We start from the raw sequence: 18,491 nt of genomic DNA on the forward strand, positions 1-18,491 counted from the left end.
TTATCTACTTTGATTTGCGATTTTTTGTAAGTACTGACCATATTGATTTTTCTTAAGCGGTTCAGCGAGTTCTAGCAATTTCTCTTTTGTTATGTACCCCATACGATATGCAATTTCTTCGATACAAGCAATTTTTAAAGTTTGACGTTTTTCTACCGTTTCGATGAATTGAGAGGCTTCTAATAGTGATTCATGTGTTCCTGTATCAAGCCACGCATAGCCACGTCCAAGTAACTCTACGTTAAGTTCTCCCATTTCCAAGTAAGTTTTATTAACGTCAGTTATTTCTAACTCCCCACGTTCAGATGGTGCAATATTCTTAGCAATTCCAACTACCCGATTATCATAAAAATACAAACCAGTAACAGCATAATTTGATTTAGGAATATCTGGCTTTTCTTCAATTGATACAGCTTTTCCGTTATCATCAAATTCAACAACACCAAAACGTTCGGGGTCATTCACATAGTAACCGAATACAGTTGCACCAGATTCACGTGATGCTGCATGAGCCAATAAATCTGTTAAACCATGGCCATAGAAAATATTATCACCTAATACAAGTGCAACATTATCATCACCAATAAATTCCTCGCCAATTAAGAACGCTTGTGCTAGTCCACCTGGTTCTGGCTGAACAGCATAGGAAAAGTTAACACCTAAGTCAGATCCGTCTCCTAAAATCTGTTCAAATCTCTCTATGTCTTGCGGTGTAGATATAATAAGTATGTCTTTGATTCCAGCAAGCATCAAAACGGAAAGAGGATAGTAGATCATTGGTTTATCGTACACAGGTAATAATTGTTTTGAAACAACTTTAGTTAACGGATATAACCGAGTTCCGCTACCCCCAGCCAAAATAATTCCTTTCATGTTTGCACAACTCCTTAAATATTAATATTTTTGATACATTCTAACTACAAATAAATTAGTTCCTTTTGTACCCTAAAACAGAAGCTATTGTTCCCATTCTTCCTTTTATCATGTGCCGAATAGACCTCTTCTTAACCCCTGTTACATTATTGCCGTGTCGAACATACTTCATCAATGGTTGATCAATGTATGCTACTTTTTTCTTCTCCAACATAGCAACTAGAGCTATCCATTGATCATGCATTTCGATCGAATTAGGAAAGGGAATAAAATATGGTACAAGATCTTTTTTGAATGCCATGCAAGCCCCTGTAAATGAGTTTTTAATAATATTCCCCAAAATACCCTTTTTTTTGTTTTGATTATAATCGTTCCAAGAATGGTCAATAATATTTAATTGGCCGTCTACTACATAGGCATCATGAACAACAACTGCGGCATTACCTTTTTGGAAGGCTTCTACAACCAAGCTTACCTTGTAATCTTCCCAAATATCGTCCTGGTCACAAAGAAATATAATATCTCCCGTTGCTAATTTAATAGCCTTCTCAAAACTTTTAATAGCACCCATATTATTTTCATTTATAAAAACCTTAACCTTATGTCCATAAGCTTCTTTTATTAATGTGACAGTGTTGTCACTTGATTTATCATCAACAACAATAATCTCATCATTATCCCCTAATTGTTTAATTACGGAATTTAATTGTCGTAAAACAAACTCAGAGCCATTATACGTGGCCATACATACTGATAACTTCATATTAATTATCCTCTCTATTCAGAAAGCAGACGTTGCAAAGTATAAAGAGCTATTCTCTTATTTTGAACAATTAGTACTTGCTTTATTAACCTTTTGAAAAGCTGTTTCTTGTACGCTTTATAAAGATTTTTTTTATAATTTTTATAAAAATGGAATTCTGAGTCGATTATACTTTTATACCTTTGTAATGAAACACGTTTATAATCTAACACTGATAATTCATGTTCAAGAATAGAATTCAATACTAGCACTGTATAACCTTTTTCAAATATCTTATGGAACAACCAATGATCAAGATAATCTAGTTGAAATTCTTTAGTAAATCCACCTATTTTATCTAAAAAAGGTAAGCGAATTAGAGCACCAGAATTTATTGCCATAATCGGCCTTTCTTGTAATCCTTCAGTTGGTTTATCTCCTATTAACGGACGTAAGGTATCACTGTATACAGGAGAGATCATTATTTCCTCACTTATGATCCTTGGGACAACAGCTGCCACATTAGCATTTACATTCTGTTTGTTTATTAATTCATCAAAGTATTCATTAGTTATTGCGGTATCATGATCTAACAAAAGGAGCCATTCACTGTTGTTTTTTTTAGCAGCCGCATATGCATAGTTATATGCCTCTGAAATACCTCGGTTTCTAGGATCACTTGTATATGAAAAACGTATGTTTTCTTTCCATTTGTCCACAATTAATTGTTGCTGGTTTTCAGGACCATTATCATAAATAACTACATTAATATCTTCATATCTATCGTTCATAAGAACATTCATTAATGTATTTAAAGTTGTCGATTGGGTAACTTTCACCTTATATAAAACAATGACAATTGTTGTTTTCATTCACATCTACCTTCTTTTTTGTTTCTAAATGTATCCCATATTGTAAACAAAATGGGATATACTAGTTGAAAACTTAACCCTGTAAATGCAAACATATTGGTAAATGCATTGAAAACAAAAATAGAGTTAATGATAGCAACCCCTGCAACAAAATATTTGCTGTTGATGCTTTTTAAAAAAAGGATATAAAAAAGGGCAAAAACGAATAAAAATAAAACAAAGAGTGAGATTCCAACCCATCCCAGTATAACAAAAGACTCAGCAAAAGCAGTTCCCACATTAAACTCTGGAGCTATCTGCAAGACATTAGGTACAGAAATACTTAGCATAGCTGCAATTCTTTTACTTACAAAATCCGGGAATATTTGTGTTACTACAAAACTAAACGTATTATAAGTTGTTACATCTTCATTATGTTCAAAATTATTAAGTGTTTCTTGAAGATTAGCCATTGGAGAAGTTAGATAAATATATGGCCAAAAATATTCTTTCGGAATAAAAGATTCCCTAAATTCCTCTGAAGCGCCACCTAGTTGTAGAAAAAGGGAATTATCAAATAATGACGTATCTGTTTGATAAGAATTATTAACCCTAACGTTCCCAACAACCCCAAACAAATATAATGCAATTAAAAACAACCCTAATAATCCAGCAACTTTTTTCATTGTAATCTTATCTTGATATCTTATTAAATATACAAACACACAACTCATCAGTATAATAACTAACATGCCCCTGTTCATAATCAACACAGAAGGCAATAAGTTTAATACTAACAGAAGTATAAGTTTCCCTTTTCGTTTCTTTTCTTCAGATAATAATACTTGAAATAAAACAATTGAGAAAAAGGAGTTAAACGTGACTAAAATAACGTGAAATGTCGGAATTCCAAATTCATGGTAGCTTAGAGGAATATTTGTTATAATTGCCAACAATGGAAAGTTACCATGATATATAAACTCAATAACATAACCAACCAAAATTGCAATGGTAACCCAAACTAACTTATCTTTATAGAATAACCTATTAAACGTTATTATCTTTCTTTTTGCAACCTCCCTCCCCATAAACAGAGCAATAATAATTGAGCATAGCAAGAATATAAGCAATGAACCACCTAAGTTTGGGAATAAGTTTGACCATCCAAACAAATAGGCTATCAATACCGCTAGAAAAGATAGTACATATATAAAATATGGATTAATCAAATTATTAATGCTCCTTTCTATATAATTGCAACCTGATTTTGAACAAACTCTTTATGCATTTGTCTGTGACTTTTTACTTCTTTTAGTCGTAGCACCAATTAAAAAGGCGAGGAAAATTCCAATAACAAAACCTATGATAACACCCATAAATATAGTGGCATTTGTTCGATTATATTCTATTTTATTTTCAAGACCTTTAACTGCAGTTTCTAAAATGGTAACTCTTTTAACATCTAATATTGTTCCTACCTCGCTAGCAAATGCATCTGCAGTGGCATTTGCAATATCAGTCGCTTCTTCAGCATGTCCAGCTTCAACCTCTATGCGGATAATATTTGAATTCCCTAAAATCTCAGTACTAATTTGAGTTTCAATTTCTCGGACACCTTTTTTAAGCCCTAAATTCTCTTTCACACGTTCAAGAATTGGTGGTGTTTCGATAAGTATTTGAGCTGTACTTAGAAATCTACTAGTTTCATCAGATTGAAATATTCTTATATCTGATTGTTCGTATTGTTTCTCAATTAAAATTGATGTAGCATTTTTATATGTAGGAGGTGGACCTTCTGCATTTATTAACTTCCCCACAAAACCGCCTGCTACAGAAAGTAAAAGAACTAACCATATATACTTTTTTAAGGTTGTAAAAATGTCATTTAAAAATTGATTAGCTTCCATGTAAACAACTCCATTTCTTTGTTTGCTTATCGGTTAATTGTTCCTGTTTATATAAATTTCCAACCCCACTTATTAAAAAACTTTATCATGGAAATAATGAAAATCTTAAATAATTTAAAACTTTTATGTGCTCCCCTTTCATAATAATGAATGACATTAGAAAATGGCGTGTATACAACACGTTTTTTTTGTAAACTAAATTTCAAACAAAGATCATAATCCTCAAAGTACATAAAATATCGTTCATCAAATCCTCCTACCTCCTGAAATGCTTTTCCTCGTAAGAGCATAAAACAACCTGACCCAATAAGTACATTTACAGTTTTATCATCTGGTAAATCCCTACATTCATAAGAGGATAATCTTTTATCAAATATCTTTTTCACTAATTTAAACGGAATAAACCTTAAAGCATAGTCAAATACTGTTACACGATTACGGATTAAGTGCTGTGTAGTTCCATCTGAGTTCAATACTTTGGGAACCAATAATGAGATTGAAGTATCATCCTCCATTAACTTCAGCATTTTCCTAAAAGGTTCCCTTTCAAGAATTATATCTGGATTAAACACTAAAAAATAATCATCAGGAGATTTCATTAAATTTGAATTATGACCAAAGCCAAATCCCTTATTCTCATTATGAAAAGTAATTTCAGCAAAATCCCTATATTTTTTTAAGTCTTGTTTATACTCTTCACTGGAATTGTTATCAAAAATTAAAATTCGAAAGCTCTTATCATTTCCAAATTCCTTTTTTAGATTTTCTAAAACATCAAAAATATGTCGACTATTGTATGTAACAATACTGATGGCAACCTTAGATTTTGTCATTTTATCACTCACACTTTCATTAAGTTTACCATTTAAAAACCATGCTTCAGAGTTCTTTTATTATTTAATCATTGATTTTCTATTAGTTTCAAGTCAAAATTAAATATAAGGAACTTACTTTATGATATTTTAGGCAGTGTTACCGAAAAAAAATTATACCATTAATTTGTCGAAATATATACCTTTATTATTCCATTAATTTATAGTTGAATGTATTCAAACATCAGGACTATAATATTAATTTGGAAGATAAATTTAAAAACGACAGTTCATCATTTTAAAAAGAAGGGAAAATATATGAACACTAGAATAGAACGCAAGAAAAAAAAGAAAAGGTGGGGCAGAACGGTACTGTTTATACTACTCATCTTGGCTATAGGAGTAGGAGCGTATGCATACAATGTATATAACGATGTCGCTAATGCAGTGAACACTATGCATAACCCGTTAAGTAATGAGGGATCTGACAAGAGAGAAGAAAAAGTGGAAGTAAAACAGAAAGACCCTATTTCAGTATTATTAGTCGGAATTGATGAAAGAGATGGAGACGCAGGAAGAACTGATTCAATGATGGTTTTAACAATCAATCCTGAACTAAGTTCAACCAAGATTCTAAGTATTCCTCGTGACACACGTGTGAAAATTGTAAACGATGATATGCCCAAAAAGGCATACTATAGCAAAATTAATCATGCATATGGTGCATACAGAGATGCTAGTATTGAAACTTCAATAGATACAGTAGAACATTTCCTTAATATACCAATTGATTATTATATTGAGGTCAATATGGAAGGCTTTAAAGATATCGTTGATGCTGTCGGAGGAATAGATGTTGATAACCCTCGTTCATTCGAACTAGACGGTGTATATGTAAAGAAAGGCCCTCAACATCTTAATGGTGAAAAAGCTCTTGCGTATGCAAGAATGCGCAAAGAAGATCCACGTGGAGATTTTGGTCGTCAAGAAAGACAACGAGAGGTTATTTCTAAGGTTATTGAAAAAGGTGTTTCACTTTCTTCAATTACGAACTATAATGAAATATTAGATGCATTAGAAAAAAATATTAAAACTAATTTATCACTAAAAGAAATGATTAATTTTCAATCAAACTATAAAAGTGCCGCTTCAACAATGGATAAAATGGAAATAGAAGGAACTGGCCAAACATTGGATGATAACCTTTGGTATTACATTGTTGACGATACAACTAGACAAGAGCTATCCAATCAACTGCGATCACATTTAGAGTTACCAACTGAAACAGTTGCAAGAATGAACTCTAACAGTTATTAATTTTAAACAGAGGCAAAGCAAAAAGTAAAAGACTATTCATTCATTAAAATTGGATAGTCTTTTACTTTTTTATTGAACGACATTAGTAGTTCGCCTTACTTTTTCAATATTCTATTACTTATAGTATTAGCACGTTTCTCCCACGTATTATTAGTTAGAAATTCCATTCTTTGTTCATTCGAATATTTAATTTCATTATTATTTAACAGATGCGAAATAATCGCAACATATTCATCATCCGTTTGATAAAAGTGAACAAAATCCCCGAATCTTTCTATTTCTTTATAATATACTGTAATAATATTTTTATTGAAGTTTACATACTCGTATAGTTTAACTGGATCAACCGAAAGAATTAAATTATTTATCATAAAAGGCATTATTAGACAGTCACAGTTTTTTACTCTTTCATATAAATCACTATGTTTTACTGAGCCATGAAAATGAATCTTGCTATGTTTTGGGACCTCACAATCAATCGGGCCAAAAAAGTGATATTCAATATTATTAAAGCTTTCAAGACTTTTTAGGATTGTATCGAAATCTACCCAGTCTGATATTGTACCTACATAACCAATTTTAAATGGTTGATTAATCTGCGTCCTTTTATCATCTAGCTCTGGAATTATGATTTCCCCATTATAACCATTCCTAACTAGTAGAGTTTTTTCTTCTGCGCACCCTCTTTGTATGATTGTTTTTTGTAAATTTTCACTAGAAACAAAAACTATATCCGCATCACGAAGTAACTGCTTTTCTGATAATTCCAACTCTTTTTTTATTCTAGAAATATTATTAAATCCCAAAACATCATCCATACAATCATAAATAATTTTATATTGTTTATTTTTCGACTTAGGTAAATAATTATATAGAGCTGGGTATGTAATCCAAATATATTCTGGGTTATATACCTTTATAATCATCGAAAAAAGAATTTTCTGTAAAAATATACTTAACTCATTAAAAAACTGGATCCGTTTTAACGGAAAAGTAACGATTGGTGACTTCCGAATTGTTGTAGGATTATCAGTCATTACTTTACGGTTACGAGTCATTAGGTAAAATACCCATACCTCAAAGACCTCGTCTAATTTTTCTGCTATAAAGTGAGGGCGTTGTTTAATCCATCCCCAATCAACATGCATCATATATAAAATCTTTTTCTTCATTAATTATCTCCTTTATTTATATTGAGCCTTTATCCCTTTATCAAGGTCCTATATAAATTTTTATAGTTGCTTATCATAATCTCATTACTAAATTTGTCTTCAAAATCCTTTTTGGCTTGCTGCCCTAATCTTAGACTTCTTTTATTATTGTCTAATAAATCTTTAATTTTTTCATATAAATCATCTACATCTTCCACATTGACAAGATATCCATTTATTCCATTCTCAATTACTTCTGGTGTAATTCCAACTGGTGTAGCAATTACTGCTTTACCATATGCCATTGCTTCTAATAATGTAAGAGGGCCACCTTCCCATAGAGATGATATAACAAATATGTCCATAATTTTATATAACTGATTTACCTTTGTTACGTGACCAATAAACCGTATATTATTATCATTTATTATGGATTCCTTTAATTTTTCAGCATATTTTTCATCACCTGTGCCGGGAATTAAGAAGACAAGGTCATCATATTCCGTATTTAGTTTTTTTGCAGCTTCAATGAAATACTCAAGACCCTTTTGCGAGTCAATCCTAGATAAGGTACTAATTACTCTTTTATTAGTGGGTATGCCAAATTCCTCCTTGATTTTCTCAACAGATTTATCGGAGGGGTTTAATCTTTCAGGATCTATTGAATTCGTAATAACCTTGCATTTACTTTTATTACCTATACTAAAATTTTTAAAATTGAATCTACTAACCTCATTAGAAACTGAAACAATACAATCAACCATATTTAAGTATAGGCTATATTTCAATTTACCAGTTGGATTTATAAATCCAACATACGTATTATGAACTGTTTCAATAATCTTAACACCAGATAATTTTGCTGCTAGGATACCACTAAAGCAAAAATGAGCTTGAACAATATCAATTTCATTTTCCTTTATAACCTTCATAAACTCCTTGATTTTATCAATTTTCCCTGCGCCACTTAACTTATAACATGTATAACCCTTTTCCTCTAGGCGGTCGCTTACTAATCCACCATTAAAATAAGCTACACTTACATCATATTCATTATCATTTGAATTCTTAACGAGATTATAGATAACTTCTTCTAATCCTCCTTTATCTAAAGAGGGACAAACGTGTAATACCTTTATTCTTTTCAAAACATATAACCTCTTTTTCCTCTATGATGATGACACATTTCTTTTCTTACTGGGTAATATATTGATTCCCTTTCGTCTAAGGAAAATATATTCTCTTATCGTAATACTAATTTCTGTTGTTAATACAGCGATTACGGTGCCTAAATACCCTAAAAACGGAATAAGAGTACAAGCAATAATAATATTTTGAATGCTACATATAATCAAGATTCTAGAGTAGTCCTTATGAAAACCAAATGTAATCATTGTTTGTACACCAAGTAAATTATTTACACCTATAGTGATAGGTAGAACAGATAACAATCTAAGAGCAATTACTGTCTCATCATAAGGCACTCCATAAAAAATTTTAATAATTGGTTCAGCAAATATAATAGTAATGAGAGTTATCGGTACTGTAACAAACAATATAACCTTCAATGAACGCTGAATAAACCCAATAGCTGCCTCCCTAGATTGATCAGCTAAATTACTTATATGCGGAAATAGGGTTTGGGCAATCGGGTGAACTGCACTTGAAGCCGCATTAATTAACTTTTCTGCACTAGAAAAGTAACCAACTTGAGTCTTTGTTGAAAACATCCCTAAAAAAACAGTATTTCCTGATGTAAAAAAACTGACCGCTACATTTGAAAGAAATATACTCCATCCTTGCTGCAATTGATATTTCATATTCTTAACATTAGGAAAATAAAATTTCACCTTAAATTTATAACGTACGATTCCTAGTGACACAATCCCTACAAGAATATGACCTGATGCTAATAATATTGGTACATAGAATAAATAACTTTCATCTTTAACGAAAACAAATAACCCAATTGTAAAAACCGTTTTTGAAATGATATTTAATAATGTAATAAATTTCATTTCCTCCATGCCTTGAAAAAACCAAATTGGAAAGAGCACAGTACCAACAGTAATTCCAAAAAACAACAAGAAAAAAATACTGTCTTCATTAAATGGAGGTATTAAGATTGAGATAATGAGAACAACTATAAAACTAATAGCCATAAGGAATAGTTTTACTCCTAGTACGGCACTGTAAACTTCCTGGAGCTTATCTTTATTATCACGCACAATAGCTATTTGTTTAGTTGCAGATAAATTGAAACCATAATCTGTAATGGTAACAAAGATCATCGCCAATGCTTGTCCAAGGGCAATCACCCCGTAATTAGTAATACCCACTGTTCTCATTAAGTAAGGTACAGTTAAAAGGGGTAAAATGTAATTTAGGCCTTGTAAAATAACTAATGAAAAAAAATTTGTAAGTAATTTTTTCTTCGTTGACATTGATTCACCACTTCATTTTTGGTCTTTTAATGCAAGAGAACTGTTTAATTTAATTGTTTTTATACATTTCTAATTGAAATTCCATAAAGTTCAATAAATCATCCTTCAAATCCGGATTTTGAAGCGCAAACTCAATGGTTGTTTCAATAAACCCTAGCTTTTCTCCAACATCATATCGTTTCCCTTCGAACTCATAAGCAAATACTCTCTGAATTCCATTTAACTGTTGAATAGCATCAGTTAACTGAATTTCACCACCTGCACCGATTTGCTGTTTCTCTAGAAACATAAATATCTCAGGAGTGAAGACATATCTTCCTATAATAGCTAGATTTGATGGAGCAGTACCTGGGTTAGGTTTTTCTACAAAATTCTTCACTTCAAAACTTCTATCTTTTTCTATAATAGGTTCTACTATGCCATATCGATGTGTCTCATTATCAGGCACTTTTTTGACTCCTATCACAGATGAATTTGTGTACTCAAAATGGTTGATTAGTTGCTTTAAACAAGGAACTTCTGCCCTTACAATGTCATCACCTAGTAATACAGCAAACGGTTCATCACCAATAAAATTACGTGCACACCATACAGCATGTCCCAAACCTTTTGGTTCCTTCTGTCTTATATAGTGGATGTCTGCCATCCTTGAAGTTTCTTGTACCTTTTCTAAAAGGTCAAATTTTTCTTTATCCAGTAGATTTTGTTCAAGCTCGTACGCATAATCGAAATGATCTTCAATTGATCTCTTGCCTTTTCCAGTAACAATAATTATATCTTCGATTCCTGATTCTATTGCTTCTTCTACAATGTATTGAATTGTAGGTTTATCTACAATTGGTAACATTTCTTTTGGCATTGCCTTTGTTGCGGGCAAAAAGCGGGTTCCCAATCCAGCAGCTGGGATAATTGCTTTTCTTACTCTTTTCATACTGTAGCCTCCTATTTGCCTTGTTTTGGTTACTGATTAATTTGAAAAATATACTGTAATAGCAATAGATAAATAGCACTATGGATTATAGTTGAGACTAAAAACTCTAGCTTTTTATCGTTAGTAACAATTTGCCGATTAGATAGGGAAAGAATAAGAAAAACAGCAATTGGAATAAAGTATCTTCCTTGGATTCCACCAATAATTGGGTCACCTATATTTGTAATTCCTACATAAAGCGCCGTATATATTAAAACAAACACAGATATAAAAATAAGAAGAAATATCCCTTTATCTATCTTTCTATGTTCGACCAATAAATCATTCTTATCGTTTACTATTCCAAAAAATAGCAGCATAAAAATATATGTATAAATTACAATTGATGGTGCTTGATATACATAGTTCGTTGCTGCTTTTCCAACCATCGTTATCAATTGAGTTGGCCCTAAACTATACATAGTGTCGAGAACCACTTTCATATAGTAAAGAGGATGGGTTAGTACAAACATAACCTGGTCCTTTGGAGAAACATTTTGGTTAATTCGTAAGTCAGGTACAGATAAATTAGAAATATTTAATAGGTTCCAAATAATAAAAGGAATGGTACATCCAATTAATACTAATATTATCTTATTTATATAATCCTTTTTGTCTTTAAACTTTTTGAAAGGAATGATTAGAAACAGTAATATCATTGGGATATAGACTAACTTTGATAAGGCAATAAACAACCCTATTGAAATAACAACCATAATATGTTTCCAGTTTACTTCAGCTACTTTTCCATAAGCTAAGTATAATATATATGATACGAACAACAATGCTGTGGAGTTAGTAATTGCATCAGCCGATAGAGAAGTAGCATGTACGACAGATATAGGTAATAAAGCTAATAGAAAAAACACAAATTTCTTGATAGGTGCTATTTTAATTGCAAAGTACATAATTGATATATAAGCCAATAGATTTATTATTCTTCCTAAAAACATCATTAGCAACGGTGAGTCAAAAGCCTTTCCAATTAGTATCCCTAAACTTTGTGGTAAATAGATAATTGGCGGATAGGAAGAAGCATAATTTCTTAATAACACACGATTTTCAGGATTTAATCTTACTCCAAACGCGTCTTTTACTAGTCCATATTTATAACCATCTTGATGTATGTATCTAACATTACTAACCGTATCAACTAAGCTTACAGGTATATAATTTCCATATCCATCTACTGTCATCTGGTTTATAATATTACCTTCAGAAACCTCAAATGCCCTATAATAATGTTCAAGTTCATCAAGTTGATCAAAAGGAGGTATCATAATTGCAAGAAGTAGCCCAATAGGAAAAATAATAATTAAAAAAACCTTGTGTAATTGATTTTTCACTTTTCTTATCGCAAACAAAGATGCAGTAAATAACAACAGGAAAAAGATAGAAAGCGTTGAAAATAACTGCTTTTTTACTAGAGGTTTTTTTTGTACATCTACAACCTTAAATCGTAAATCCCCAGATTGCTTATCACCGTCAATTAGCAATTCTCCAGCCGAATAAACATCCTCTGAACTTTTCCAAAGAGTTACACTTCTCCCCTTTTCTAAGCCGTTGCTTTTGATAATTAGTGTGTAATCTTTTCCTTTAGTATCTTTTAAAGGAGGAATATTAATATTAGTAAATGTTCCATCAGATAAGTCTTGTACATTCACTGTGGAACTAAATAGTACTTCCTCTCTGTCATTTAATAGCTTAATATCTAAGGTTCCCACATTTTCACGGTTAAATGTTCCAAATGGAATTTGGATACGAGAAAAATTATCTTTTTCTGCAATGAATGTTTGTGAAATTTCCATATCTCCTGTTATTTCACCGATAGTTTCATTGCTCTTGTTTTGATTAACTACTGAGTTTTCTATATCCCTTGGAGACAGAAAAATATCTCTATAATCATAAATAGAAACTGCGAATAGAAGCAAGACTACAATAAATAGTCCCCAAGAAACCCAATTATTTTTTAATTCCTCTTTTACATAAGTAAGGCTTTGCATGGTATTAATTCTCCTTCTAAATCTTTCAATCACTTCACTATTAAATATACTCCAATTAATATAACACCAGTTCCTATCCATCTAGTTATAGGAATATTTTCTTTAAATAAATAGAAGGAAATAATTAATGCTAAAACATACGCAAGACTCTGTAATGGATAAAGAAAACTTAAAGGTAGTTTTGATAATAAGTACATCCATATGACAGTCGCTAATGCATATAATACAAAGCCCATAATGATAAGAGGAGAGAAGATAATTTGGAAAAATTTCTGAAACACACTACCTTGCAACTGTAAATTTTCTAATCCTAATTTCCATGCTGTTTGTCCAAAAACTAGAAAACAAATATTTAATATTATTAATAAATATTTCAATTTAATTCTCCATTCAATTTATTTGGAAGCTTTATTTCCTCTATCAGTTTCAAGTTCCTTTTTTATTATAGCTATTTCTTGAACTAATTGGCTTAGTTTTCCGGATAGTTTTGAAATAGTTAATGTTAAGCTAAAGATAATAAAAAACAAAAACACAAATGACAATAAAAATATTGCATTTACAGGCTCTTTAATACTTAGTATTTCTGCTATTCCAATAGAAAATTGTGAAAAAGAAGCTAAAAATACATTTACTATACAGAAGAAAAGCCAAAGTAAAGAATATTTTAATTCTAAGTTATACTTTCTAATCATATTTATAATGCTAAGAAAAGTTAAAATAGAAGCTATAAATAATATAATCTGCAACTTTGCCGTTATCATAGAATACCCCTTTTTATTAGAAAAATCATTCTCATTTTATGTTAATCCGTATTTTCTTAAATTATCTATTATTATTGCTAAGGAGACTTTAATCATATAGTAAACAGATTTAAGGGAATTAATGCTTGACTCCCCTCCCATTCGCTCATTCATAACAACTGGTACTTCCTCAACACGATAATCGTTTCTTAATAAATATACAATAGACTCTGGTTCAGGGTAATCAACAGGATAACGCTTGCTAAAGAGCTTAATTACTCGTGAGTTACACGCTCTAAAACCCGATGTTGGATCTGTTATATTTTTCTTTTGGAGTAATTTTATTAAAAAACTAAAATAACTAATCCCAACTCTTCTCATAAACGAAGATTGGAAACCTTCTTTATTTAAATATCTAGATCCTATTACTAGGTCTGCTTGTCCATTTATAATTGGTTCAATTAAATTTTTAATATAAGAAGGATCATGTTGTCCATCTCCATCGACTTGTATCGCAATATCATACCCGTTTATCGCAGCATAAATATATCCTGTTTGTACAGCACCTCCAATTCCAAGGTTACATGGTAAATCAACTACATTCAGACCAAAACTTCTACATACTTCGGATGTATTATCTCTTGAACAATCATTGATAACTAAAATATCAACATTTTCTATATTTTTAAACTGGTGCACAACATGCTTAATTCCTTGTTCTTCATTAAATGCAGGAATAATTGCTAATATTTTCATTTTGAATTCCTCCATATCCATATAATATATAAATATTAATCAACTCTCTAATTATCCTTCCAAATCAATTTATCAATTAACCATTATAGCATATATTACTCGAATATTGTCGGAGCAATTTAATGGTAATAAAATGACCTTACCTCTTATTTGAGGTAAGGTCATTTTAATTCATTTAATAAACTCATTAAATTCTTGGACATATCTTACAATCTTTGGTCCCCAAGCTTCATCGGTTGCATATTGGTGCCAACCTTTGTCAAATTTCATATTATCAAGAGTTGGTTGATAATATGGATAACTTTGATCAGTATCCCACGATCTAATAACATAGTTATCACTTATCCATTTGGCCCCTAAGATGATTCCACCTTCTGGGGTTGAATAATCTAATGCACCTTCGACTGGCGCAGAGTCTATTGCCCCAATACCATAGAAGTTGTACTTACTACTTGCTATAATTGAAGTTCCCCAGGCTGTTTCATGTCCAGAATGAGCTAGTAAATATATCGCATTTAGACCACTTGCTTCTTGTGCTTTTATATATGTTTCTCCCATTCCTTTCATTACCGACTTTCTTCCTTGGGTCTTGTAATCTATAAAACGATTAATTTGTTCAGCTGTAACATTCGATTTGGTAGTAAGCGGCGTAAAGAGGGTAATATCATTTGTGACAGCTCCTATTTTATGGAATTCATATTTTATCAGGTTAAACCCTGAGTTACCACTAGTTGCTATCGCTCCCCATATCCAACCTCGTTGCCCAGACTCCGTTTGTACCTGATACCATTCAGTGTGTGTAACACCTGGAGTATATTCATAATCAAGTATACGGACTTTTGCTCCAGTAGGAACCCAACCAATGTTACTACTCGAAGTTGTTGAACTACTCCTAAGTGTACGTCCATCTTTTACAAGCCACAAATCTTCGAGTAGATCAGATTCAAGATAGTCTTTTTGAATCCAAGCTTCTTTTCCATCACCTGTAAGAATCCTTGCAGCATATTGTCTTTCTTCGAGAATCTTCACAGAATCTCCATATTCTAATTCAAATAATCTAGTATAACTGGGATTATAAATAACCAAGTGTTTTCTATAATCTGTCAATTCTTCAAAACTACGATATGCAGGCAAATTAGCAGCCGAAACAAATTTATAACTTTGTTCTGTCATGTTTACAATCTCAACATCTAACACAGCAGCCTCAACGTTATCATAGTACTCCACTACTATTTCATGAACACCAGAACCAAGATAAAGGGTTGAATCAACATAATCGGTACCACTATCAATCCATGAGTCAATTTTGACTTCCCCATCAACTTTTACCCTAATCCCATCATCTGATAAAGTTCTAATTTGATAGGTCCCACCATTAAAATGGGCTTTCTTTGTGAATCTTGCAGAAAATCGATCTGCAGGAATAAGATTATGCGGTTTTCCTAATCCCCAATTAAACTTTAAATCTCTAATTGGTTCTTCTGAACCAACCCCACCTAAGATAACCTGATTTCCTGTTAAATCTGTTGTTGGGAATAACTCTCCAACCCATTGATCAGTATTGAAAATTGAATTTAATGGTTTAATATCAAGCTCAACATTTCCATTACCAGTTCCTTCATAGTAATGAACCTCTATCCAATGCACATCTTTCTCTTTAGGATCCGAAACATTTCTGTCCTGTACTGTAAAAGTAACAGCATCCTCATCAAAACTTCCTGATGACCAACGATCCAAAGCTAAAGCACCATCAATGTAAACTCGTATTCCATCATCAGCCCTGGCACGAATTATATATTGACCCGAAGTAATTCTTTGAGCAGTTCTATAAACTGCAGAATAGTTGTCTTCTGGCACAGTACCTGATATAGGACTACTTAGGTTATTAATATCCGAAAGTAATTTATCTTCTGTTTTACGAATAACCTTTGTGCCTACAGGAGAACCACCTAAATTAGTATTTGGATAATAGTAGGCTACCCAATCCCCAAATGGTAAAACATGAGAATAAATAAAGGCATTTCCTGTTGCTTCAAAATACTGTGTCTTGATGTTATACTCTTTTGACTGCGAATTCATTAATAGAGCTAAATCCGCTTGTCCACCAGAAGGTGATAACCGGTCGATTTTTAACTGACCATCAACCTCTACTCGAACTCCATCATCGGCCATGGTCTGTATATGATAGTCTCCAGCCTTCAGAGCCTGTGACTGGTCAAAGATTGCCTCAAAATTATCTGATGCAAAACCATCCGGACCTTTAGAACCCCAGTTGTAGCTAATTTGTTTCTCATAATCGTAAAAGACCTTACTCGATGTTAATTTTTGGTAGTTTAGCAACAACTTGGCATCTCCAATGTTTTCAAGGTACTCAACTTCAAATAAATGTTCTCCACTCTCTAGATATACAGCTTCTTGCATCCTATTATTGAAGTCACCATTTTGCCAAGCGTCTAGAACAATTTTATTATCTACTTTAATTCGAACCCCATCGTCAGAGTTTACAGTAAATAAATATGTTCCAGATTCTAAATTTACTGTTCGAGTAAATCTTGCAGAGAATCTGTCATTAGGAATTGTGCTAAGTGGAGAACCAGATCCCCAATTAAAATCAATATTTGATATTTTACTAGCCGAACTATTTCCTCCTACCACATAAGGATACCCACTTAATGTTGTGTTCGGATAATATTCTCCTAGCCACGTATTTTCAATTTCTTGTTGAAACGGCGCAATTGAAAAATCAATTTTCCCAAGCTCTGTAGCATCAAAATATTCTACATCTATCCAATGAATATCCTTTTCATCTGCATCCACTCCACTTTTGTCACCTATTTGAATTTTGGTAACATCTTCTCGTAGTGAACTATTTGTCCAGCGATCAAGTACAAGTTTTCCGTCTACATATACTCTTACTCCGTCATCTGCTTTCGTTCGTAGGATGTACTCTCCTGCGGGAAGACGCTTTGCCGTTGTATATTTTGCCGAAAAGTTATCCTTCTTGTAGCCCGGTACTGGACCGTCTGCACCAAAGTCTTCATATAAATTCTTCTGAGCACCGACTGGTGAGATTACTTTTGCAGCAGTTGGATAACCAGCTACATCCCTATTTTCATAGTAGTATGCTAGCCAAGAATCAAAAGGTACAATGTCAGAAAACATGATTGCAGCACCAACGTTTTCATAATAGTGCGTTTTAACTGTGTGCTGCCCTTCAGTTTGGCCTAATAATAATGATTGCGCCCTTGTTCCATAGCCAGTACCATCCCAACGATCGATAACCGATTTACCGTCTACTTCGACTTTTACTGCATCATCTGCAAAGGTTTGGACAAAATAGTCTCCACGAGCAAAATGTCTTGACTGGTCAAAAACACCCATAAAGTAATCATTGGGAAATCCAACTGGACTACCATATCCCCAATTATAATGGACATCTTGATCGGCCTTTGCTAACACTGGAAATGCTCGATAGGTAAGCTTTAAATGTGCGCCACCAATACCTTCAAAGTACTCAACTTTTATAGTATGTTCTCCACCATCTAAAGCTATTTTTCCACTCTTTGGCCATCCGTTTGATCCTACCCACGAATCAATTACTATCTTATCGTCCACCCACACTCGAATACCATCGTCTGAATCTGCCTCAAATAAGTAAACTCCAGGCTCAAAGGTTTCCTTTTTAGTAAATCTTGCTGAAAATTGATCGGATGGAATAGACGAATGTGGAGTTCCATTTCCCCAGTCTAGGTTTAGTTTTGACAGTTTAGTAGATGAACTATTCCCTCCAATAATATTTGGATTCCCACTTAATGTTGTGTTCGGATAATATTCTCCTAGCCACGTATTTTCAATTTCTTGTTGAAACGGCGCAATTGAAAAATCAATTTTCCCAAGCTCTGTAGCATCAAAATATTCTACATCT

16 protein-coding genes are annotated in these 18,491 nt (G+C 32.5%); 1 reads left to right on the forward strand and 15 read right to left on the reverse strand.

Going from position 1 to position 18,491, the window contains the following annotated elements; all coding sequences use genetic code 11:
• From rfbA to FAR12_RS02305, 6 genes are read right to left on the reverse strand one after another with little or no spacing between them, the layout of a single operon-like run.
• Positions 1-873, reverse strand: a complete 873-nt coding sequence (gene rfbA / locus FAR12_RS02280; RefSeq protein WP_126405717.1) for a glucose-1-phosphate thymidylyltransferase RfbA — start codon at positions 871-873, stop codon at positions 1-3.
• A 55-nt stretch (positions 874-928) separates the two neighbouring features.
• The gene (locus tag FAR12_RS02285) at positions 929-1,636 is read right to left on the reverse strand and encodes a glycosyltransferase family 2 protein (protein WP_212734373.1); all 708 of its coding nucleotides are present in this window, start codon (positions 1,634-1,636) and stop codon (positions 929-931) included.
• Between the two features lie 14 nt (positions 1,637-1,650).
• Positions 1,651-2,487: a glycosyltransferase gene (locus tag FAR12_RS02290; protein WP_126405719.1), complete on the reverse strand. Its 837-nt coding sequence runs from the start codon at positions 2,485-2,487 to the stop codon at positions 1,651-1,653.
• Complete coding sequence (locus FAR12_RS02295) at positions 2,484-3,695, reverse strand: oligosaccharide repeat unit polymerase (RefSeq protein WP_170972057.1); 1,212 nt, start codon at positions 3,693-3,695, stop codon at positions 2,484-2,486. Before FAR12_RS02295 ends, FAR12_RS02290 begins: the two co-directional genes overlap by 4 nt.
• A gap of 51 nt (positions 3,696-3,746) precedes the next feature.
• Positions 3,747-4,373, reverse strand: a complete 627-nt coding sequence (locus tag FAR12_RS02300) for a YveK family protein (protein ID WP_126405723.1) — start codon at positions 4,371-4,373, stop codon at positions 3,747-3,749.
• Between the two features lie 47 nt (positions 4,374-4,420).
• Positions 4,421-5,206: a glycosyltransferase family 2 protein gene (locus tag FAR12_RS02305; protein ID WP_126405725.1), complete on the reverse strand. Its 786-nt coding sequence runs from the start codon at positions 5,204-5,206 to the stop codon at positions 4,421-4,423.
• 297 nt (positions 5,207-5,503) lie between these two features.
• On the opposite strand from FAR12_RS02305, the gene FAR12_RS02310 reads away from it, so the two are divergent.
• Positions 5,504-6,502, forward strand: a complete 999-nt coding sequence (locus FAR12_RS02310; protein ID WP_126405727.1) for an LCP family glycopolymer transferase — start codon at positions 5,504-5,506, stop codon at positions 6,500-6,502.
• A 95-nt stretch (positions 6,503-6,597) separates the two neighbouring features.
• Here FAR12_RS02310 and FAR12_RS02315 read toward each other — a convergent pair whose 3' ends face one another.
• The 9 genes from FAR12_RS02315 to FAR12_RS02355 form a co-directional block, all read right to left on the reverse strand.
• On the reverse strand, positions 6,598-7,674 hold the full coding sequence (locus FAR12_RS02315; RefSeq protein WP_126405729.1) for a glycosyltransferase family protein: 1,077 nt from the start codon (positions 7,672-7,674) through the stop codon (positions 6,598-6,600).
• A gap of 29 nt (positions 7,675-7,703) precedes the next feature.
• On the reverse strand, positions 7,704-8,801 hold the full coding sequence (locus tag FAR12_RS02320) for a glycosyltransferase family 4 protein (protein WP_126405731.1): 1,098 nt from the start codon (positions 8,799-8,801) through the stop codon (positions 7,704-7,706).
• Positions 8,802-8,822: 21 nt separating this feature from the next.
• On the reverse strand, positions 8,823-10,097 hold the full coding sequence (locus FAR12_RS02325) for a flippase (protein ID WP_126405733.1): 1,275 nt from the start codon (positions 10,095-10,097) through the stop codon (positions 8,823-8,825).
• A gap of 49 nt (positions 10,098-10,146) precedes the next feature.
• On the reverse strand, positions 10,147-11,028 hold the full coding sequence (gene galU / locus FAR12_RS02330) for a UTP--glucose-1-phosphate uridylyltransferase GalU (protein WP_126405734.1): 882 nt from the start codon (positions 11,026-11,028) through the stop codon (positions 10,147-10,149).
• A 29-nt stretch (positions 11,029-11,057) separates the two neighbouring features.
• Complete coding sequence (locus FAR12_RS02335) at positions 11,058-13,103, reverse strand: DUF2142 domain-containing protein (RefSeq protein ID WP_170972058.1); 2,046 nt, start codon at positions 13,101-13,103, stop codon at positions 11,058-11,060.
• Positions 13,100-13,447, reverse strand: a complete 348-nt coding sequence (locus FAR12_RS02340; RefSeq protein ID WP_126405738.1) for an EamA family transporter — start codon at positions 13,445-13,447, stop codon at positions 13,100-13,102. The genes FAR12_RS02335 and FAR12_RS02340 overlap by 4 nt, the downstream gene beginning before the upstream one ends.
• 18 nt (positions 13,448-13,465) lie before the next feature.
• Complete coding sequence (locus FAR12_RS02345) at positions 13,466-13,831, reverse strand: DUF2304 domain-containing protein (protein ID WP_126405740.1); 366 nt, start codon at positions 13,829-13,831, stop codon at positions 13,466-13,468.
• 36 nt (positions 13,832-13,867) lie between these two features.
• Positions 13,868-14,566, reverse strand: a complete 699-nt coding sequence (locus tag FAR12_RS02350; RefSeq protein WP_126405742.1) for a glycosyltransferase family 2 protein — start codon at positions 14,564-14,566, stop codon at positions 13,868-13,870.
• A 171-nt stretch (positions 14,567-14,737) separates the two neighbouring features.
• The coding region (locus FAR12_RS02355; protein ID WP_143252518.1) for a PA14 domain-containing protein at positions 14,738-18,491 on the reverse strand (3,754 nt) is incomplete at its 5' end.

Origin of the sequence: Bacillus yapensis (genome assembly GCF_005280205.1) — a bacterium.
In the GTDB taxonomy this organism is placed as follows: Bacteria; Bacillota; Bacilli; order Bacillales; family Cytobacillaceae; genus Robertmurraya; species Robertmurraya yapensis.

What these genes read in the sequence shown, in the direction of transcription:
- FAR12_RS02300 (WP_126405723.1), bottom strand. Translation starts at nt 4,373, where the DNA reads ATGGAAGCTAATCAATTTTTAAATGACATTTTTACAACCTTAAAAAAG.
- FAR12_RS02285 (WP_212734373.1), bottom strand. Translation starts at nt 1,636, where the DNA reads ATGAAGTTATCAGTATGTATGGCCACGTATAATGGCTCTGAGTTTGTT.
- FAR12_RS02290 (WP_126405719.1), bottom strand. Translation starts at nt 2,487, where the DNA reads ATGAAAACAACAATTGTCATTGTTTTATATAAGGTGAAAGTTACCCAA.
- FAR12_RS02315 (WP_126405729.1), bottom strand. Translation starts at nt 7,674, where the DNA reads ATGAAGAAAAAGATTTTATATATGATGCATGTTGATTGGGGATGGATT.
- FAR12_RS02310 (WP_126405727.1), top strand. Translation starts at nt 5,504, where the DNA reads ATGAACACTAGAATAGAACGCAAGAAAAAAAAGAAAAGGTGGGGCAGA.
- FAR12_RS02350 (WP_126405742.1), bottom strand. Translation starts at nt 14,566, where the DNA reads ATGAAAATATTAGCAATTATTCCTGCATTTAATGAAGAACAAGGAATT.
- FAR12_RS02345 (WP_126405740.1), bottom strand. Translation starts at nt 13,831, where the DNA reads ATGATAACGGCAAAGTTGCAGATTATATTATTTATAGCTTCTATTTTA.
- galU (WP_126405734.1), bottom strand. Translation starts at nt 11,028, where the DNA reads ATGAAAAGAGTAAGAAAAGCAATTATCCCAGCTGCTGGATTGGGAACC.
- FAR12_RS02305 (WP_126405725.1), bottom strand. Translation starts at nt 5,206, where the DNA reads ATGACAAAATCTAAGGTTGCCATCAGTATTGTTACATACAATAGTCGA.
- FAR12_RS02325 (WP_126405733.1), bottom strand. Translation starts at nt 10,097, where the DNA reads ATGTCAACGAAGAAAAAATTACTTACAAATTTTTTTTCATTAGTTATT.
- rfbA (WP_126405717.1), bottom strand. Translation starts at nt 873, where the DNA reads ATGAAAGGAATTATTTTGGCTGGGGGTAGCGGAACTCGGTTATATCCG.